Below are 18,335 nucleotides of genomic sequence, written 5' to 3'. Positions count from 1 at the left end.
GCACACGAAGAAGAAGGAACCCGACATGACCGCCAGCGTCCCCCTCGCCGAGCTCACCGACTTCGTCCTGCGCGTCCTGCGCGCGTGCGGTCTCGACGCCGACTCGGCCCGTACCGCCGCCGATGTCATCGTCTACGCCGACGCGCACGGCTTCACCACCCACGGCACGAACGGCCTGGTGAACATCTACGCACCCCGCCTGCTCGACGGCCGGATCGCCGCGGACGCCGCCCCGCGCATCGTCCAGGAGACCGCGGGCACCGCGCTGCTCGACGGGGACCGCGGGCTCGGCCTGGTCACCATGGACCTGGCCATGGACATCGCCATGGACAAGGCGCGGCAGACCGGCATCGGCATGGTCGCGGTGCGGAACAGTACGCACTTCGGCAGCGCCGGCTACTACACGCAGCGGGCCGCCGGAGCCGGGCTGATCGGCCTCGCGATGACCAACTGCGGTGCGCAGGGCGTCGCACCGCCGCTCGGCGGCACGGTCCGGATGCTCGGCACCAACCCGCTGAGCGCGGCGGTGCCGGTGACCGAAGGCGCCCCGTTCGTCCTGGACATGAGCACCACGGTGGTCGCCACCGGCAAGATCAAGGCGGCGCACAAGGAGGGCCGGGAGGTGCCGCGGGAGTGGCTCGTCCGGCACGACGGGACGCCCACCACGGACCCGGCCGCCTTCATGGACGAGGAGGCGGACGTCGCCTGGCTCGGCGGACCCGCGGCGACGGGCGGCGCCAAGGGCTTCGGGCTCGCCCTGCTCGTCGACCTCCTGTGCGGTCCCCTGTCGGGCGCCGCCTACGGGCCCCGGCCGGGCGTGCTCAAGGGTGAGCCCGCGGGCGACGACAACGTGGGCCACACGGCGATCGTGATCGACCCCGCCGCCTTCGGCTCGGCCGGGCGGATCGCCGCCGAGAACCGCACGCTCCTCGACACCGTGGCGAACTCCCCCGTCGCCGCGTACGCGAAGGGCGTCACCTACCCCGGAGCCCCGGAGGCGGCACGCTACGCGCAGTCGGTACGGGACGGCGTCGCCCTGCCCGGCCCGGTGGCCGAAGGCCTGGTCCGGCTGGCCGGGCAGCTGTCCACCACGGCGCCGTCCGCACTGACCGAGCACGTTCTGGAGCCGACCGCATGAGCCGCCGACCGACCCGACCCACCGCTCTTCAGGAGGACACAGCCATGCGTATCGGAGTGATCGGCCTCGGCGTGATCGCGCCGTTCTTCCTGCGGGCCGTCCAGGAGAACCCCGGGCTGCGGCTGACCGCCGTATGCGATCTCGACGCCGCGAAGCTGACGGACTTCGGCCCGGAGGTCACCGCCTTCACCGACCACCGCGAGCTGCTCGCCTCCGGCCTGGTGGACGGCGTGGTGATCACGCTGCCGAACCACGCACACGCCCCGGTCGTACGGGACGTGCTGCGCGCCGGCGTCCATGTGTGCTGCGAGAAGCCGCTGACGGTGGCGGCCGTGGACGCGCACGAGCTGACAGACCTGGCCGAGGAGCACGGGGCCACGCTCTTCACGGCCTTCCACCGCCGCTACAACACCCACGTGCGGCGCCTGGCCGCAGAACTGCCGGACCCCGCCCGGATATCCCATGTCACCAGCCGCTACAACGAGAAGATCGAGGAGCACTCGGGCACGGACGCCTGGTATCTGGACATCGACAGGTGCGGCGGCGGCTGCGTGATCGACAACGGGCCGAACGCCCTCGACGCCCTGGAGACCGTGCTCGGCCCGCTCTCGCTGCGCGATGCCACCATCGGCGATGTCAGGGCCGGGGTCGAGTTCTGCGCCCGGCTCGAACTCGCCACCGCGGACGGCACACCCGTCGACGTGGAGCTCGACTGGGCGCTCGGCACCGGCGAGCAGAAGGACATCACGGTGCACCTCAAGGACGGCTCCGTGCTGCACGCCGACATGCTGGAGGGCTTCGACGCCTTCAAGTCCTCCCTCGACCACGAGTACGCGGGCATCATGGCCGACTTCCATCAGGTGGTACGTGCCGGTCGTGGCGCCCCCGACCGTGGCCCGCACATCGTCGAACTCGTCGAAGAGGCGTACGGCATCGGCCGGGTGAAGGAGACGCGGCTGCGGATGAGCCCCAAGGACCCGGCCGCCGCCCGCATGGTGAAACTGCTCTACCACCGGCGCGAGGACCGCGGCATGGTGCTCTCGCCGTGGCGGTCGCGCTGTGTGCGGGCCGGGGAGGTGCACGAGCTGGTGACGACGGTGGACCGCCCGGCACACGCCGGTGACGTGGTGGACCGGGTCGGGTTCCTCGGCTTCGCGGAGTTCCCCGTGGGCGCCGTGATCGAGCGGGGCGACCTGGTGACCGGGCCGGGCGGGCCGCTCGGCCGGGTGGCCGGATTCGACGAGTGCCACGCGCCGAACCACTACAACATCCTCATCGACACCGACCGCGTCCTGACCGCCGAGGACCTCGATCTGCGCACGGCCCACCACCTGACCTTCTCCGGAGGCACCGCATGACCACCAGCGCCACGTTCCGCAGGATCACCGTCTCGCCCGAGGCCAGGGAGCTGCTCCCCGGGGTCGAGGTCCTCACCATGGAGGCCCAAGTCCGGGCAGGCGCCGACGCGTTGGCGCCTGCCGTCGAGGCGGCGTGGACCGAGGCCCACGCGCGATGGAACGCGGCGAGCCGGTCCGAGGTCCGTGCGGCGCCCCGCATCGCCGCCTACCGCGAGCTCAGCCGGCTGATCGGGGCGCACCCCGACAAGCAGCCGCCGTCCGTGCAGGCCCTCGTCGACCGCGGCCTGCGCGGCAAGCCGCTCGGCTCCTGGCCGCGGATCAACCCGGCGGTCGACGCGGTCAACGCGGTGGCGGTGCGCAGCCTCGTCGCGCTCGGCGTCTTCGACCGCGACCGGCTCACGGGCGACGTACACCTGCGGCTCACGGACGGCACGGAGGAGTTCACGGCGCTCGGGGCGTCGGCCCCCGCGGTCGTCGAGGCGGGCCGTGCGGTGCTCGCGGACGAGGAGCGGGTGCTCTCCCTGTTCGCGCACCGGGACGGGGTCCACCAGGCGGTGACGGCGGACACGCGGCGCGTGCTGCTGCTGGCCTGCTCGGTGCCGGGGGTGGACCAGGACACCTGCCGGGACGCCCTGGTGGAGTCGGCGCGGCTGCTCGCGGGCGCGGCGGGGTGAGTGGACCGCCGCCCGGCGGGTCCAGTGGTCTGGGTCGCGTGGCCGGCTCGTTGGTTGGCTTGCGGTACGCCGCCGAAGCGGCGCCCCGACCAGAAAAGGACCACCGTCGATGCCGCCGACCGCCACCGCCCCCTCCGGCGCCGCGCCGCCCCGCCTACAGGACCTACAGGACCTCAGGGTCACCGTGTCGGCCGCCGAGCTGCCGCCCCACGCCCCGCTCGCCCTGTACACCGCCCTGCGCGAACTCCTCGGCGACGACGAGGTGTTCCTCTTCGAGAGCCTGGCAGGACCCGACCAGGACTGCCGGGCCGCGGTGGTGGGCGCCGAGGTGCTCGCCCGGATCACCGTGCGGGGCGGAGAGCTCGGCATCGACGGGCAGCCCGGCCTGGTGGCCCGGCTACGCGCCCTCGCCGAGCGCACGCCCGGCGCGCCCTGGGAATTCCTCCGGGCGCTCGACGGCTCGTTCGACGTGCGCACCGAACTCCCCGCGGACACCTTCGCGTTCGGCTTCCTCGGGATCTACGGATACGAGGCGGCCTGGCACATGGAGGAGCTGCCGGCCCGTGCGCCCGGCCAGCTGCCCGACATCACCCTGACGGCCTTCCGGCACACCGTGCACTACGACCTCGCGGAAGGCGGCGTGCGTCATCTGCGCGCCAGCGCGGCGGAGTTCGGGGACGCGGGCGCGCTCGGCAGCCGCCTCGCGGACCTGGTCGGCCGGCTGGATCCGGCCCCCGGTCCCGTTCCTGAAGCGCCCCGTGCGCACACGGTCTCGGGCACCGTGCCCCGCGAGGAGTTCGAGTCCCGGGCCCGGCGCTGCCTCGACCACATCGCGGCGGGCGACGTCTACCAGATCCAGATCGGCCACCGCGTCGACGTACGGACCGCGCTCGGCCCGGCGGACGCGTATCGCAGGCTGCGCCGCGGCAATCCCTCGCCGTACATGTTCCTGGCGCCGTGGGCGGACCGCACCCTCGTCGGGGCCAGCCCCGAGCTGCTGTTCCGGATCGAGGGGCGCCGGCTGACGATGCGCCCCATCGCGGGGACCGCGCCGCGCGACGCCGACCCCGCCGAGGACGCCCGGCGCGCGAGCGCACTCGCGGCCGACGAGAAGGAGCGCGCCGAGCACATCATGCTCGTCGATCTGTGCCGCAACGACGTGGCCCGGGTGAGCGGGCCCGGCACCCTCGCGGTCGAGTCGATGATGAGCGTGGAGCGCTTCTCGCACGTGCATCACCTGGTCTCGACCGTGCACGGCGAACTCGCCGACGGCGAGGACGCCTGGTCCACGCTGCGCGCCACGTTCCCCGCCGGCACCATGACGGGTGCGCCCAAGGTGCGGGCCATGGAGCTGATCCACGAGATCGAGGGCCGGCCGCGCGGCGCCTACGCGGGCGCGATCGGCCTGGTCGACGTGCGCGGCCGGGCCGCGACGCTCGCGCTGTGCATCCGGACCGCCGTGTACGACGGCGCGACCGGCACCTACTCCCTCCAGGCCTCCGCCGGGGTCGTCGCCGACTCGACGGCGCGGGGCGAATGGCGCGAGACACTGATCAAGATGGGCGCGGTGTACACGGCCCTGACCGGCGAGGAACTGACCGACGACGTACTGACCGACGACGTACTGGCCCACGACCTACTGGCTGACGACGTGCGGACCATGGGCGAGGGGTGTGCCGCATGAGGGTCCTTCTCGTCGACGCGCACGACAGCTTCGTGCACATCATCGATCACTATCTGCGCGAGCGCGGCGCCCGCACCGAGCTCGTCCGCTCCCGTTCCGCGACCCCGCGCGAGCTGGCCGGGCGCCGCCCCGACGCGGTGCTGCTCGGCCCAGGACCCGGGCATCCCGCCGACTCGGGCCACGTGGAGCTCGTACGCCAATTCGCGGGCCGCACACCGCTGTTGGGCGTCTGCCTCGGTCACCAGGCGATCGGCCTCGCGTACGGCGGGCGGATCGAGCGGGCCGCCCGCACCGTGCACGGCAAGTCGAGCCGCGTCGACCACGACGGCAGCGGCGTCTTCGCCGGGCTGCGGCCGGGCACGCCGGCCACCCGCTACCACTCGCTCGTGGTCGCAGAGCCGGTGCCGGACGAGCTGATCGTCACCGCGCGGGCCCGCGACGACCGCCAGGTCATGGGTGTGCGCCACCGTGAACTGCCGGTGGAGGGCGTGCAGTTCCACCCGGAGTCCATCACGACGCGGTCCGGCTACACCTACATCGACAACTTCCTTGAAGGAGCCAAGAGATGGGCAGCGACACACTCGTGGCGAACGGCCGACGCATCCCGGAAGGACACGGCCACGGCCCCTGGGCGACGATAGCCGCACTCAACGGCTCGGAGCGGCCGGAAGGGCTGACCTCCAAGGTGCTCCAGGAACTCGCCGCCGCGGCCGCGGGGCACGGGGTGCACCTGGACGTGATCCCGCTCGCCGAGTACGACATCACGCCCTGCGGACCGTGCGGCGACTGCAACATCCGCCCGCTGCCGTGCTCGCTCGACGACGACACCCCGGCCCTCGTGGACCGGCTGATCCGCGCGGACGGTGTGCTGTACGCGGCTCCCGTGCACGGCTTCGGTCTGGCGTCCGTGATGCAGAACTTCATCGAGCGGGCCGGGGTCGGCCATCTGCGCTTCGAGCGGCCGCTCGCGAACAAGGTGGCCGGTGTCGTGGTCACCGGGCGCCGCTACAGCCACGACCGGGTGTACGGCCAGCTCGTTGACAACGTCCTGCTCAACCGCATGATCCTGGCGGGCAGCGGCTTCCCGGCGTTCATCCACGACCAGTTCGCCCCGCACGGGGACGACGAGGGCATGGCGGCCGCGCACAGCCTGGTCGACCGGATGATCGACATGCTGCGGATCCTGCTGCTGCCGCACGGCGGCCGCGAGGACACCGCCCGCCTGCTCTCCCTGCCCCGCAACGAAAGGGCCGGGCTGCTCACCCCCACACGGTGAACAACCCGGCCGGTCAGAGCGGCCCGGACCGGTCCGGGCAGTCGGCGTCAGGCGGCGGGCGGCGCCACCGGGCCCGCCACATGCCGCCCGCCGATCAGCACCGACCGCAGCGCGCCCTTGTCCTGGAGCACCCTGAGGTCGGCCGCCGGGTCCCGCTCCCACACCACCAGGTCGGCGAGGCGCCCGGCCTCGACCACCCCGGCGTCGGCGCCGCGCCCGGCGAGCTCGGCGCCGTGCGCGCAGGCCCACTTGAGGACCGTCTCCGCGGCGATGCCCGCCCGCTCGGCGTACATCACCAGCTCGTCCGCGTAACTGCCGTGCGGAGTCCAGGCGAACCCGAAGTCGTCACCCGGCACGATCTTCAGGCCGAGCTCCTCCGCCCTGGGCAGGAAGTACAGGGTGTTCTCGATCTCGTCCTTGAAGTCGAGGGCCTCCAGATGGTCCGGGGCCTTGCCGAACCGCTCACCGAGCGCGAGCAGCCGGTCCGGCTGGAAGAGGCTCGGCACGACGAAGATCCCTCGCTCGGCGATCTCTTCGAGCGCCGCGTCGTCCGCGTACGTGGCGTGGTCGATGACGTCCACCCCGGCGGCCAGGGCGTTGCGGATGCCTTCGAGGCCGCGCGAGTGGGCCCGCACCCGGGCGCCCCTGCGGTGGGCGACCTCGACGACGGTGGCCAACTCCTCGCGCGTGAAGAGGAGTTCGTCGGAGCGGGCGTTGGGGAACGTGTCGTCGCCGGACGAGAAGACCTTGATGATCTGAGCGCCTTCGTCGATCTCCTCCTCGGTGTACTTCACGAGATCGCCGAGCACGTCGACGACGGGCATCAGCTCGCGCGGCATCCGCTGCTTCAGCTCGGGGCTGCGCCGGCCGGGCGGGCCCGACACCATGAGGTCGCGGCTGCACGGCGTGACGCGCGGCCCGGCGATCACCCCGGCCTCGATGGCGTTCTTCAGCGCCATGTCGATCCCGGCGACCGAACCCGCCCCGACGAACGCGGTGTAGCCGCAGTCGAGCAGACCCGCCGCGTGCCGGGCGGCGTGCAGGGTGACCTCCGGGACCCGGTACTTGAAGAGGGTCTCGCGGCCGGTGGTGACATTGACGTACGCGATGTGGGTGTGGCCCAGCGTCATCCCCGGAAGGACCGTGGCGCCGCCCAGGTCCCAGCGCAGGAAGTCACCGTCGGCCGGTGCCTCGGCGGCGGGCAGCACGGCCTCGATGCGCTCGCCGGCCACGAGCACCGAGCGGGCGGGCAGCGAGGCGCGGCCGAGCCCTTCCTGCACCGTGACGTCGTGCAGCAGCAGTCGGCGGTCGACGGTCATGCGGCACGGCTCCTCGACGAGTGGCGGGTGGTGCGGGTGGTGCCGGTCGGGGGCCGGCCGGGCGCGGCGGGACCGAAGACCATCCACACCATGGCGGCGCCGGGCCGTGACACCTGGAACGTCAACTGGTGGGCCGCGCACCCCGGTTCATTGGTGATGGCCGCGTCCGCGTGCCCGGCGGCCACGAGCTGGGCCGCGTGCAGGGTGGACTCGGCGGGCACCCAGACGATCTCGAAGCCGCCGCGCCCGCCCTCGTGGCCGTCGAGGAGTTCGACGAGGCTCCGGGTCTCGTGCAGGGTGGCGAGGTGCAGCGGGCCCTCGCGCAGGCGCCGGTCGCGGGTGGCGATGCCGTACGCGGGAGTGGGCGTGGAGAAGGTCGCGTCCAGGCAGAGCCTGGGCGACCAGAAGAACTTGGTCGCGCACTCGGCGGCGCCCGGCACCAGGGCGTAGGGCGGCCCGCCACGGGTGCCCACCTCGGTCAGGAGCCCGTCGAAGGTGTCGTACGGGACGGGCCTGACGTCGGCGCCACCGAGGTGCGCGAGCCGGTGGCCGAGCCGTTCGATGGCGACCATCGAGGTGGTGCCTTCGGGGCCGAGCGTCCCGATGCGCACGGTGCCCGGCCGCAGCAGCGGGGATCCGGGGATGCGCGCGGGCTCCCACAGGATGGGGAACGGCGTGAGATCCAGATCCGCGGCCCCGAAGAGGTTGTGGCCCGCGGGCACGGCCGGGAACCGGCCCGCGTACAGCGGTGATTCGGTCATGAGCGGTGCCCCCGTGCTCCGGCGAGCCGCCGGGCGGCGGCCGTCTCGTGGTCGTCGGCGGTGCGCCGGTCGTGGATCCGGGCCGCCTTCCAGCTGACGAAGGCGCCGGTGGTGGTGATGGCGTCGAGATCGTCGAGGAACTCGCTGCGGCAGCGCACGCCGAGCCGCGCGGCGACCCGCGCGGCGTGGGCGCTCTGCCGTGCGGGGTCCGGTCCGCCGGGCAGGTCGAGCCGGACGGTGAGCAGATCCTCGCCGGTCCCGTCGCGGTCGATGACCACCTGGTAGCCGTAGGCGCCGTCGATCCCGTCGAGCACGGCCCGCTCGATCTCCCAGGCCTGGAATCCGCGTTCACCGAGGACGAGCCGGTCGCGGGTGCGGCCGACGACCGTGACGAGCGGCCCCTGGATGCCGCAGCCGCAGTCGTTGGGCGCGATCTCGACGAGGTCGCCCGTCCGGTAGCGGATCAGCGGCTTGATGCCGTCGATCAGCATCGTGACGACGAGCTCCCCTGTGCCGTACGCCCCGAGCCGCGCGCCCGTGTCCGGGTCGACGAGTTCGGCGATGTAGTTGGGCCTGGCCAGATGGAGCCGGCCGCGCGCGCAGGCGGACGCGATCACCAGGGACTCCTGGGCGCCGTAGAGCGCGTTGTACGTGCGCGCGCCCCAGGCCTGGTCGATCTGCCGCGCGAGGTCGGGCGTGCACATCTCGCCGGTGACGAGGAAGACCCGCACCGCGAAGTCCCGGCGCGGGTCGAGCCCTTCGGCGAGGGCGGCCTTCGCGAGGGACAGCGCCACGTTGGGCGTGCAGAACACCACGTCGAGGGCGAGGTCCCGCATCAGCTGGAGCGCCTTGGGGAAACCGATCACCGGCGAGTACGGCCAGATCTTGGCCACCGCCGAACCCACGTTGCGGGCCACGTCGCCGAGGGTGTCACCGAGCGAGTGCACCTCGGTGGGGCCCATGACACCCACCCGTGGGGCGCGGTCGCCGAAGACGTCGGCGAAGATGTTCCGCCAGCCCTCGGTGACCTGCGTGTTGGAGGCGATGACCTCCCGCTGGTCACGCGGGCAGGGGGTGGCGGGCCCCGTGGTGCCGGTGGTCTCGTAGAAGAAGCAGGCCTCGTCGAGGTCCCGGCTGAGGATGTCGTACCGGGCGGCGCGCAGATCGTCCTTGGTGGTGAACGGCAGCCCTGGCAGGTCGTCGAGGGTCAACGACCGGGGGTCCACCCCCGCGAGGTGCTTCGCGTAGAACGGCGAACCCTCCTGCGTGAGCGCGACGACCCGGCGCAACTGCTCCCGCGCCCACTCCCGCCACGCCTCTTCGGTGAGCTCACCGGCGGCGTAGCTGCTGTGCAGCGGCAGATAGCGGTCGAGGAAGTCCCGGTATTTCTCGGAGGTGGGCAGCCACATGTGTCCCCCAGGCGGGTCGGGTGCGATGGAATCAGCCGTGCACGATGTGCGCCCGTACGCGTCCGGGAAGCGGCACGTCCGATACTGCGGCCCGCCCCGCGCGACACTCAATCCGCCTTAAGGGACAGCGAGTTGCCCCTAGGTGGCAGCCGTCTCGGCGACCTCGGCCACCTCGGCCACCTCAGCCCGCCGCCTCCTTGGCCGCCTTCACGAAGCGCTCGATGAGGGCGGGGTCCTTGACGCCCCGCGCGCTCTCCACCCCGCTGGACACATCGACGCCCCAGGGGCGGAGGGCCGCCACCGCGTCGCCGACGTTGCCGGGGCCGAGGCCGCCCGCGAGCATCCAGTGTCCGCCGGGCGAGGTGCCGCCGAGGGCGGCCGGGTCCCAGCGCTCGCCGGAGCCGGGCCGGGGCGAGTCGACGATCAGCGCGTCCTCGCCGTACGCGCCCGTGACCAGCGGGGCCGCCTCGTCCGGTGAGGTGGCGCGGACCACCAGGTACCCGTCGGCGCGCAGCGCGGCGAAGGCCTCCGGGGGCTCACCGCCGTGCAGTTGGACCGCCGTCACACCCGCACGGGCCGCGGCCTCGCGCACCTCGTCGAGCGGCTCACCGCGGAACACGGCCACGGTGGTGACCGACTCCGGGACGGCCGCGGCGAGTTCGCGCGCCCGGTCCGGCGTGACCTGCCGGGGGCTCGCCGTCAGCACGAAGCCGACCGCGTCGGCCCCGGCCGCCACCGCCGCGTCGACATCGGCCTCGCGGCTGAGACCGCACACCTTTACGTACACCGTTCCTCCTGTATGAACGAGTCGAGCATGAACGAGCCGAGCATGAACGAGCCGAGCTTCCGTGCACGGCGGATCATGCCGTACGACCGCCGGTGGCCTGCCGCGCCGTACGCGAGAACACGAAGGCCAGCGCCCCCGCCGAGAGTCCCACCGCGGTGACGAGCAGCGTGGCCCTGAGCCCCACGGCCGCCGCGAGCAGACCGCCGAGCAGCCCGCCCGCCGGGATCACCGCCCACGTGACGAACCGGAACGTGGCGCTGACCCGGCCGATCAGCTCGACGGGCACGGTGGCCTGGCGCAGCGCGATGGAGTGGATGTTGAAGACCGCGATTCCGGCTCCGTTGAGGACGTAGCCGCAGACGAGGACCGCGAGCCCGACTCCGCGGCCGGCGTTCGGCGCCAGCGGCACCAGCAGCGTCGCCGCCGACGCCACCGCCATGCCGAGCACCATCGCGGGCCCGGTCCCGAGGCGCTCCCCGAGACCGCGCGCGGCCAGCGATCCGCCGAGCGCACCCACGCTGCCCGCCGCGACGACCAGGCCGAGCCCGGCGGGGCCGAGGCCGAGCACCCGGATCGCGTACAGCGGGAAGACGACGAGGACCACGTCCCAGAGCAGGTTGTACCAGGAGGCGTGCAGCATGATCACCCGCAGCAGCCTGCTGCGCAGCGTCATCCGGAGCCCTTCCGCGATGTCCTTGCGCACGGAACGGCGGGCGCCCGCACGCGCGGGCCGCTCCTCCGGGGTGCGGATGCGGAGCAGCGCGACGGCCGCGACGAGATAGCCGAGGCAGTCGACGAGGATCGCGAAGGGCGCGGTCAGGACCTGGATCAGCGTGCCGCCGAGGCCCTGTCCCGCGGACTCCGCGACGGACCGGCTGCCCTGCAACTTGCTGTTGCCCTCGACGAGTTGCTCCTTCGACACCAGGGACGGCAGATACGCCTGGTAGGCCACGTCGAACTGCGCGGTGAGCACCCCCGTGGCGAACGCGACGGCGCACAGCGCACCGACACTGAGTCCCCCGAGCCAGGCGAGCAGCGGCACCACGGTGAGGATCGCGGCCCGCCCCAGGTTGGCGCCGATCATCAGCGGCCTGCGCCGCACCCGGTCGGCGATCACCCCGGCGAACAGGGTCACGCAGAGCACCGGCAGATACTGGGCGGCGTTCAGGAACCCGAGCTGGGCCGGACTCGCGTCGAGCAGCACGATCGCGGTGAGCGGCAGGGCGAGCTCGGTCACACGGGAGCCGAGCAGCGCGACGGTCTGCCCACCCCACAGACGCCGGAAGTCCCGGTGGTGCCAGAGCCCGCGCCGCGCGACCGGTGTGCTCTCCGGCCCGGGCGGCCGGGTGAGCAGGCGAGGGGCCTGCTGACGGATCTTGCTGGAGTCGCGGGCCCCGGCACGCACATCTGCGGCGTTGTCGTCGCTCGCGGAGCCGGACGGATGCGGCCGCCCGCGTCCAGCCTGATCCGTCAGCACGCCCCTAGACGAGGACATCGCTCACCTCACGAGGGTCGGCCGCGGGCTGCTGGGCGTCGCGGGCCGCGGGCCGCTCGTGGAGCGGGTGCCAGGCGATGCGGTATGCGGCGAGGGTCTCCTGGATCGCGGTCTGGACGAGCTCCGCGCGGGCCGCGCTGAACCGGAAGGTGCCCGCCGTGTGCACGGCGCCGCCGTTCCCGGAGAGCACCGCGCCGGGCGGCGGCAGCGTCTCGCCGTACAGCGCGGGCACCCGGCCGAGGAGCGAGTCGACGGCGTCGACGACCGCGGGGCGCACCGGCGGTTCGGGCATCATCAGGTAGCCGGCGACCGGTCCTTCCAGGTCCATGGCCTCGACCTTCGGTACGTCCCCGATCTGCGTCTGCGCCGACGCGGCGACGAGATCGACCCCGTACACCTCGTCCCAGACGACCCGCACCTGCCCGCCGCCGGCCCGCGCCCCGATCTCCAGGAACACGATGTCGTCGATGTCGTCGATGTCGTCGATGTCGTCGGATTCCGTACGGAAGACCTCCAGGTGGAACACGTCGTCGGTGAGGGCCAGGGCGGCACAGACCCGCTCGGCGAAGGCGGTGACCCTGCGCTCGAACTCCCGGTCGTCATTGGCCACGGAGCTGAAGGCCGTGCCGGTGGCGAAGTCGAGGCAGCTGCCGCCGCAGCGCCAGCTGCGCGAGGTGAGCAGCTCGCCCCGTGCCATCACACCGTCGACCTGGTAGAGCACCCCGTCCACGAACTCCTCGCACTGCGCATCGGCCAGTGCGCCGCCGCCGTCGAGGAGCGCGTCGTCGAGGAGCGTCGCCAACTGCGCGGCGTCGCGCACCACATGGACGCCCTGGCTGTCGGCTCCCGCCCGCGGCTTGAGCACGAACGGGTAGCCATGGAGCGCCGCGAACTCCCGTACGTCGGCGGCGGTGGGCGTGGCCCGGAACGCGGGCACCCGCAGACCGGCCTCGGCGACGAGCCGCTTCATGACGACCTTGTCGCGCACCGCGGCCACCTCCTTCGGCCCCCGGCCGGGAACGGCGAACCGCTCCCGCAGCTCACCCGCCAGTTCCAGGTCGAACTCGGACAGGGCCACGATGTGCGTGAACGGGCCGTGCAGCGCGATGAGTTCGCCGACCCGTGCCACCGCGACCCCGGTGTCCGCGAGGTCCTCGACGATCGCGACGCCCTCGGCGAGATCGAGGTCGAGCGGGCCGCTGCCCGCCTCGGTGGTGAGGTAGGCGACGCGGTCGGCGGTGTGGTCGAGGTAGCGGTGGTACTCGGCGAAGGAGTTGGTCCAGCGGTTGATGACGAGGATATGGCGGTCCATCAAGGTCTCCTGACGGTCGTCTGACGGTCGTCGTAGGTCAGCTGAAGTTCACGGACAGCTCGGCGAGCCGCAGCAGGCCCGCCGTCTCCCCGTACGAATCACCGGCGGCCAGCACATAGCCGAGGCGGCCCGCCGAACTGAACGGATCGGGGCGCGCGCTCCCGGGCGGCAGCAGCACCCCGATCTCCCGGATGCGCGGGTCGGCGCCGATCGCCGGATCGACGGTGAACTCCGTGTAGCCGTCGGCGAGTTCGGGGCGGAGGAAGTAGCGGATGCCGGCCCGGGTGTCGCTCTCGGCGCGTACGGGTTCGGGGTTGGGCAGCCCCAGATAGCAGCGCAGCATGATCTCGTACAGATCGTGCCCGCGCGCGAGGCGCAGCAGATCGGGGATCCGGTCGCCGGGCAGCCGGGCGGCGATCTCCATCAGGAGCGGCCCGCGCTCGGACATCCGCAGCTCGGCGTGGAAGGGGCCCATCCGCAGCCCGACCGCGCCGGCGACCCGGGTGACGTACTCCTCGATCTCCCGGGCGGGCGAGGGCCCGAGCGGAGCGGGCACCATGTGCCCGACCTCGACGAAGTGCGGTTCGGGCCCGAGCACCTTCTCGGTGATGCCGAGCACGTGCACGCGCCCGCCCTCGACATAACCCTCGACGCTGTACTCCGGCCCCTCGACATACTCCTCAACCAGACCCGGCCCCGCCCCCGCGCCCTCCACGCTCTCCGCGCCCTCCACGCTCTCCGCGCCCTCCGCGACCCCCGCGAGCCCTCCGGCCCGCAGCGCCTGCCGGAACGCCGCGACCGCTTCGTCCGCCGACGTGGCCTTGCGCACTCCGGCGCTGCCCGACTGCCCGACGGGCTTGATCACACACTGCGGCCCCAGTTCCGCGTACGCGGCGACGGCGGCGCGCTCGTCGTGGACGGCCCGGAACCCGGGCTGGTCGAGTCCGGCCGCGGCGACGGCCCGCCGCATCCGGTGCTTGAGGCAGAGGAGTTCGGCGGTGTCCGGCCCGAGCCCGGGCAGCCCGAGCAGATCGGCGGCGCGGGCGGCGAGGGGCACGTAGCGCTCGAAGCCGGGCAGCACGGCGTCGAGCGGGGACTCCCGGTGCAGCTCCCGTACGGCGGCGAGCACCGCGGACCGTACGGAGGTGTCGGCGACCACCACGCGATGGGCCCGCTCCAGGACCTCGGAGGACACCCGGCGGGCCCCGCCACCGCCGGTGAGGACCGTGACGCGATGCCCGAGCTCACGGGCCCGCCTCACCAACTCGCCACCGGAGGACAGGGGTTCGATGACCAGCACGGAGCTCATGCCGCCCTGCCTTCTCGAGTGCGTCCCGCGAGGTCGCTCTCGCACCGGGCGGGGCCCGTCGCCCGGGTCCGCGCGGCGTCCAGCAACTCCATGGACTCCAGATGCGCTTCAAGATCACCGCGCGGCGCGGGCCCCTCACCGCGGAAGTGTGCGTAGGCCTGCTCGATGAACCGGGTCAGCGGGGCATCGGCCACGACCTTGCGGACGGGACGCCCGGCGATCCGTATCTGCCCGAAGTCGTCGTCCCCGCTGACCGGGTAGTCCGCGACGAGCGTGCCCTCGGTGCCGTGCACATGCAGCCGGCGGCGGCGTACCGGCGAGGCGAGATCGGTGAGCAGCGTGGTCATGACACCCGAGTGGTGGCGCAGCCGCACCTCGGCGCCGCCCAGCCAGGGCAGCCGCCCGGTGGGCAGCGGCAGATCCCAGGCGCGCGATGCGCTCAACTCGGCGACGGGGCCCGCCAGATGGAGGGCGAGCAGCAGCTGATGCGGCAGCTCGACCTCGAAGGCACTGGCGTGGCCCGCCGTCTGAAGGGAACGGCGAAACCGCGGCTTGCTCTGTTCCATGTGATACGCGAGGGGCTCGCCGATCTCCCCGGCGGCGACGATCTCCTCCGTGGCCGCGGTGACAAGACTCGCGGGCCAGACGCTCACCGGCAGCGCCACGGCACCAGTGACGTCGACGAGATCCACCAGATGCACGGCTTCCGGCAAGGTGGACGCGATCGGCTTCTCAAGAATGAACCGCCGGGCGCCGACGGCCAGCAGCTGCTCAAGACATTCGAGGTGCACGCCCGGTGGCACCGCGATATGGAATACGGCGTCCGCGGGCGAGCACCCCGCGCCACGCAGCTCGGCCACCGCGGCCCGGACGTCCGGCACCCAGGTGCCGCCTGGCCCGTCGGCGGGCCGCGGGTCGACCACGGTCACCGGCTGCCGCGCGCCGAGGGCGTCACGCAGGGCTCGATGATGCAGATCACGGCCCGCGCGGCCGTACCCGACTATCACGGAGTGCGGCTGCCCGCTGCTACGAGGACCGGCGCTCTTCGTCCCCCTCGTGCCCATGGAATTCGTCATGGGCGAGAGCCTCACAGAGCGCCGGAACCCTCACCCAGGCCAGTTGCCCGCGCCCGGACCAGTCCACTTCACACGCCGCTTCACACGTTGAAGCGGAACTCCACGACGTCCCCGTCCTGCATCACGTAGTCCTTGCCCTCCATGCGCGCCTTGCCCGCCGAGCGCGCCTCGGCGACGGAGCCGCAGTCGACCAGGTCGGCGAAGGAGATGACCTCGGCCTTGATGAAGCCCTTCTGGAAGTCCGTGTGGATCACGCCGGCCGCCTCGGGGGCCGTGGCGCCCTTCTTGATGGTCCAGGCGCGGGATTCCTTGGGGCCTGCCGTGAGGTAGGTCTGCAGGCCGAGGGTGTTGAAGCCGACGGTGGCCAGGGTCGCGAGGCCCGGCTCGTCCTGGCCGACGGACTGGAGGAGTTCGAGGGCCTCGTCCTCGTCCAGCTCGGCGAGGTCGGCCTCCAGCTTGGCGTTCAGGAAGATCGCCTCGGCGGGGGCGACCAGGGCGCGCTGCTCGGCCTTGAAGTCGTCGTCCGTCAACTCGTCCTCGTCGACGTTGAAGACGTAGAGGAAGGGCTTGGTCGTGAGGAGGTGCAGGTCGTGGAGGAGTTCCTCGTTGCCGCTGCCCTGGACGATGCCCTGGGAGAAGAGCGTGTCGCCGCGCTCCAGGATCTCCTTCGCCTCCTCGATCGCCTTGACCTTCGGCGCCACGTCCTTCTTGATGCGCGACTCCTTCTGGAGGCGCGGCAGGACCTTCTCGATGGTCTGGAGGTCGGCGAGGATCAGCTCGGTGTTGATCGTCTCGATGTCGTTCTTGGGCGCGACCTTGCCGTCGACGTGCACGACGTTCTCGTCCTGGAAGGCACGGATGACCTGGCAGATCGCGTCGGACTCGCGGATGTTCGCCAGGAACTTGTTGCCCAGGCCCTCGCCCTCGGAGGCGCCGCGCACGATGCCCGCGATGTCGACGAAGTCGACCGTGGCCGGGAGGACCTTCTGGGAGGAGAAGATCTCGGCGAGCTTGGTGAGACGGGCGTCGGGGACGCCGACCACGCCGACGTTCGGCTCGATCGTGGCGAACGGGTAGTTGGCCGCGAGCACGTCGTTCTTGGTCAGGGCGTTGAACAGGGTCGACTTGCCGACATTCGGCAGACCGACGATTCCGATCGTGAGCGACACGTTGCGACTTCCCGTACAAGAGGTGGGGTGTGGGCGATCCACCAGTCTACGGCCTCGCCCGACCGGACCCGCTTCGGCCAAGCTGCGTCAAGGTCTGCCAAAGTGCGTGTCCCTTGGGCTATTGGGCACATAAGCGCATCTATGTTGGGGTTGTGGAGCAACCCAGGACGCGTTCCCCGCAGGCCCGCCCCCGCCGCACGCCCCCGCTGCCCCCGCAGGCGCAGGGGGGTCAGCCGAGTGGTCAGGACGACGGCGCCGTGCCGTCCGGTGAGTCCGCCACCGTGTACCGGGCCACCCGCGCGAGCAGGCCGCCCGCCGGCGGCAAGCGCCGCTCGTCCCTCCGCTTCCCCAACCCGCGGCTCACCGGGCGCGGCAGCGGTCTGTTCTGCGTCGTCGCGATGCTGGTGGTCGGCTTCCTCGACCGGCTGCTGTTCGACGGGGCGGCGGCCGTCTACGGAGTGCTGTTCCTGCTCGTCAGCGGGCTTACGGCGGTGTGGGTGCGGAAAGCGGACCTGGTGACGGCGCCGGTCGTGGTGCCGATCGCGTTCGCCGTCGGCATCGTGCCGATCTCCGAGGGCGCGGGCGGGTTCGCCCCGCAGGTCATGGGGCTCGCGACGACGCTCGCCATGAACGCGGTGTGGCTGTACGGCGGGACGCTCATCACCGGTGTGCTGGTGAGCGTGCGGAAGGTACGGCTCATGGCCAGGCGGGCCGCGGTGCGCAGGTCCGGAGGCGGCCGGGCTCCCGACGCGAAGGCTCCGGGGCCGCGGCGCCGCCCCGCGTAACCACTCCGCGGTCCGCTACGCGCGCGAGGCGGCCATCGCCGCGCCCACGATCCCCGCGTTGTTCTGCAGCTCGGCCGGGACGATCTCGGCCTTGATGCCCTCGATCAGCGGCAGGAACTTGTGCGCCTTGCGGCTGATCCCGCCGCCGATGATGAACAGGTCGGGCGAGAACAGCATCTCCACGTGCGCCAGGTACTTCTGGACGCGGTGCGCCCACTTCTCCCAGCTGAGGTCGTGGTCCTCGCGCGCCTTCGTAGAGGCGTGCTTCTCCGCGTCGCGGCCGTCCAGCTCCAGGTGGCCCAGTTCCGTGTTCGGCACGAGGGCGCCGTCGGTGAACAGGGCGCTGCCGATGCCCGTACCGAAGGTCAGCAGCAGCACAGTGCCCAAGCGGTCGCGCCCCGCGCCGAAGTTCATCTCGGCGACGCCCGCCGCGTCCGCGTCGTTGAGGACCGTGACCGGGAGCCCGCCGAGCTTCTCGCTCAGCAGGGCCCGCGCGTCGACGTCGATCCAGCTCTTGTCGACATTGGCCGCCGTACGAATCGTGGAGCCGCCCGTGACGACGCCGGGGAACGTGATGCCGACCCGGTCGGGCCGCACGTCGTCGGCGAAGTGCTCGACGACCTGCTTGACCCCGTCGGCCACGCCCTCGGGCGTGGCCGGGTGCGGGGTCAGCACCTTGTGCCGCTCCTGGGCGAGATCGCCGCGCTCCAGGTCGACCGGAGCGCCCTTGATCCCGGATCCGCCGATGTCCACGCCGAAGATCTGCATGACTCCACGTTACGA

At 72.5% G+C, this 18,335-nt stretch carries 17 protein-coding genes; 7 read left to right on the top strand and 10 right to left on the bottom strand.

The window, feature by feature from the left end; translation table 11 throughout:
- The first annotated feature begins 25 nt into the window (after positions 1-25).
- From RBJ65_RS04165 to RBJ65_RS04140, 6 genes are all read left to right on the top strand, one after another.
- Positions 26-1,138 carry an Ldh family oxidoreductase gene (locus tag RBJ65_RS04165; protein ID WP_306317855.1) on the top strand — a complete coding sequence of 371 codons (1,113 nt, stop codon included), beginning with the start codon at positions 26-28 and terminating at the stop codon, positions 1,136-1,138.
- Between the two features lie 44 nt (positions 1,139-1,182).
- Positions 1,183-2,496 (top strand): Gfo/Idh/MocA family protein, encoded by a 1,314-nt coding sequence (locus tag RBJ65_RS04160; protein ID WP_306317854.1) that lies wholly within the window; start codon positions 1,183-1,185, stop codon positions 2,494-2,496.
- Positions 2,493-3,170 carry a B3/4 domain-containing protein gene (locus RBJ65_RS04155; RefSeq protein ID WP_306317853.1) on the top strand — a complete coding sequence of 226 codons (678 nt, stop codon included), beginning with the start codon at positions 2,493-2,495 and terminating at the stop codon, positions 3,168-3,170. The genes RBJ65_RS04160 and RBJ65_RS04155 overlap by 4 nt, the downstream gene beginning before the upstream one ends.
- 109 nt (positions 3,171-3,279) lie before the next feature.
- Complete coding sequence (locus RBJ65_RS04150; RefSeq protein ID WP_306317852.1) at positions 3,280-4,854, top strand: anthranilate synthase component I family protein; 1,575 nt, start codon at positions 3,280-3,282, stop codon at positions 4,852-4,854.
- Positions 4,851-5,495 (top strand): aminodeoxychorismate/anthranilate synthase component II, encoded by a 645-nt coding sequence (locus RBJ65_RS04145; protein WP_306317851.1) that lies wholly within the window; start codon positions 4,851-4,853, stop codon positions 5,493-5,495. Before RBJ65_RS04150 ends, RBJ65_RS04145 begins: the two co-directional genes overlap by 4 nt.
- Positions 5,420-6,130: a flavodoxin family protein gene (locus RBJ65_RS04140; RefSeq protein WP_306317850.1), complete on the top strand. Its 711-nt coding sequence runs from the start codon at positions 5,420-5,422 to the stop codon at positions 6,128-6,130. Before RBJ65_RS04145 ends, RBJ65_RS04140 begins: the two co-directional genes overlap by 76 nt.
- A gap of 47 nt (positions 6,131-6,177) precedes the next feature.
- Here the strand turns inward: RBJ65_RS04140 and RBJ65_RS04135 are convergent, their stop codons facing one another.
- From RBJ65_RS04135 to ychF, 9 genes are all read right to left on the bottom strand, one after another.
- Positions 6,178-7,449, bottom strand: coding sequence for an amidohydrolase family protein (locus RBJ65_RS04135; protein WP_306317849.1), 1,272 nt, complete (start codon positions 7,447-7,449; stop codon positions 6,178-6,180).
- A complete protein-coding gene (locus RBJ65_RS04130; protein WP_306317847.1) occupies positions 7,446-8,210 on the bottom strand; it encodes a hypothetical protein in 765 nt (254 codons plus the stop codon). Before RBJ65_RS04130 ends, RBJ65_RS04135 begins: the two co-directional genes overlap by 4 nt.
- Positions 8,207-9,619, bottom strand: coding sequence for a phenylacetate--CoA ligase family protein (locus tag RBJ65_RS04125; protein WP_306317846.1), 1,413 nt, complete (start codon positions 9,617-9,619; stop codon positions 8,207-8,209). The genes RBJ65_RS04130 and RBJ65_RS04125 overlap by 4 nt, the downstream gene beginning before the upstream one ends.
- A gap of 181 nt (positions 9,620-9,800) precedes the next feature.
- Positions 9,801-10,406 (bottom strand): phosphoribosylanthranilate isomerase, encoded by a 606-nt coding sequence (locus tag RBJ65_RS04120; RefSeq protein WP_306317845.1) that lies wholly within the window; start codon positions 10,404-10,406, stop codon positions 9,801-9,803.
- Between the two features lie 73 nt (positions 10,407-10,479).
- The gene (locus RBJ65_RS04115) at positions 10,480-11,901 is read right to left on the bottom strand and encodes an MFS transporter (protein ID WP_306317844.1); all 1,422 of its coding nucleotides are present in this window, start codon (positions 11,899-11,901) and stop codon (positions 10,480-10,482) included.
- Positions 11,888-13,213 carry an acetyl-CoA carboxylase biotin carboxylase subunit family protein gene (locus tag RBJ65_RS04110; RefSeq protein WP_306317843.1) on the bottom strand — a complete coding sequence of 442 codons (1,326 nt, stop codon included), beginning with the start codon at positions 13,211-13,213 and terminating at the stop codon, positions 11,888-11,890. Before RBJ65_RS04110 ends, RBJ65_RS04115 begins: the two co-directional genes overlap by 14 nt.
- 37 nt (positions 13,214-13,250) lie before the next feature.
- Positions 13,251-14,522, bottom strand: coding sequence for an ATP-grasp domain-containing protein (locus RBJ65_RS04105; RefSeq protein WP_306317842.1), 1,272 nt, complete (start codon positions 14,520-14,522; stop codon positions 13,251-13,253).
- A complete protein-coding gene (locus tag RBJ65_RS04100; RefSeq protein ID WP_306317841.1) occupies positions 14,519-15,598 on the bottom strand; it encodes a Gfo/Idh/MocA family oxidoreductase in 1,080 nt (359 codons plus the stop codon). The genes RBJ65_RS04105 and RBJ65_RS04100 overlap by 4 nt, the downstream gene beginning before the upstream one ends.
- An 80-nt stretch (positions 15,599-15,678) precedes the next feature.
- Positions 15,679-16,767, bottom strand: coding sequence for a redox-regulated ATPase YchF (ychF, locus tag RBJ65_RS04095; RefSeq protein WP_306317840.1), 1,089 nt, complete (start codon positions 16,765-16,767; stop codon positions 15,679-15,681).
- Positions 16,768-16,919: 152 nt separating this feature from the next.
- Between ychF and RBJ65_RS04090 the strand changes: the two genes are divergently transcribed.
- On the top strand, positions 16,920-17,552 hold the full coding sequence (locus tag RBJ65_RS04090) for a DUF6542 domain-containing protein (RefSeq protein WP_306317839.1): 633 nt from the start codon (positions 16,920-16,922) through the stop codon (positions 17,550-17,552).
- A 15-nt stretch (positions 17,553-17,567) separates the two neighbouring features.
- Here the strand turns inward: RBJ65_RS04090 and ppgK are convergent, their stop codons facing one another.
- On the bottom strand, positions 17,568-18,320 hold the full coding sequence (ppgK, locus tag RBJ65_RS04085) for a polyphosphate--glucose phosphotransferase (RefSeq protein WP_306317838.1): 753 nt from the start codon (positions 18,318-18,320) through the stop codon (positions 17,568-17,570).
- Positions 18,321-18,335 lie beyond the last annotated feature (15 nt).

Source organism: Streptomyces sp. KL109B (genome assembly GCF_030766935.1).
Taxonomy (GTDB): Bacteria; Actinomycetota; Actinomycetes; order Streptomycetales; family Streptomycetaceae; genus Streptomyces.
Note: the sequence above shows the minus strand (reverse complement) of the source record. Positions and strands in the feature narration are given on the sequence as shown.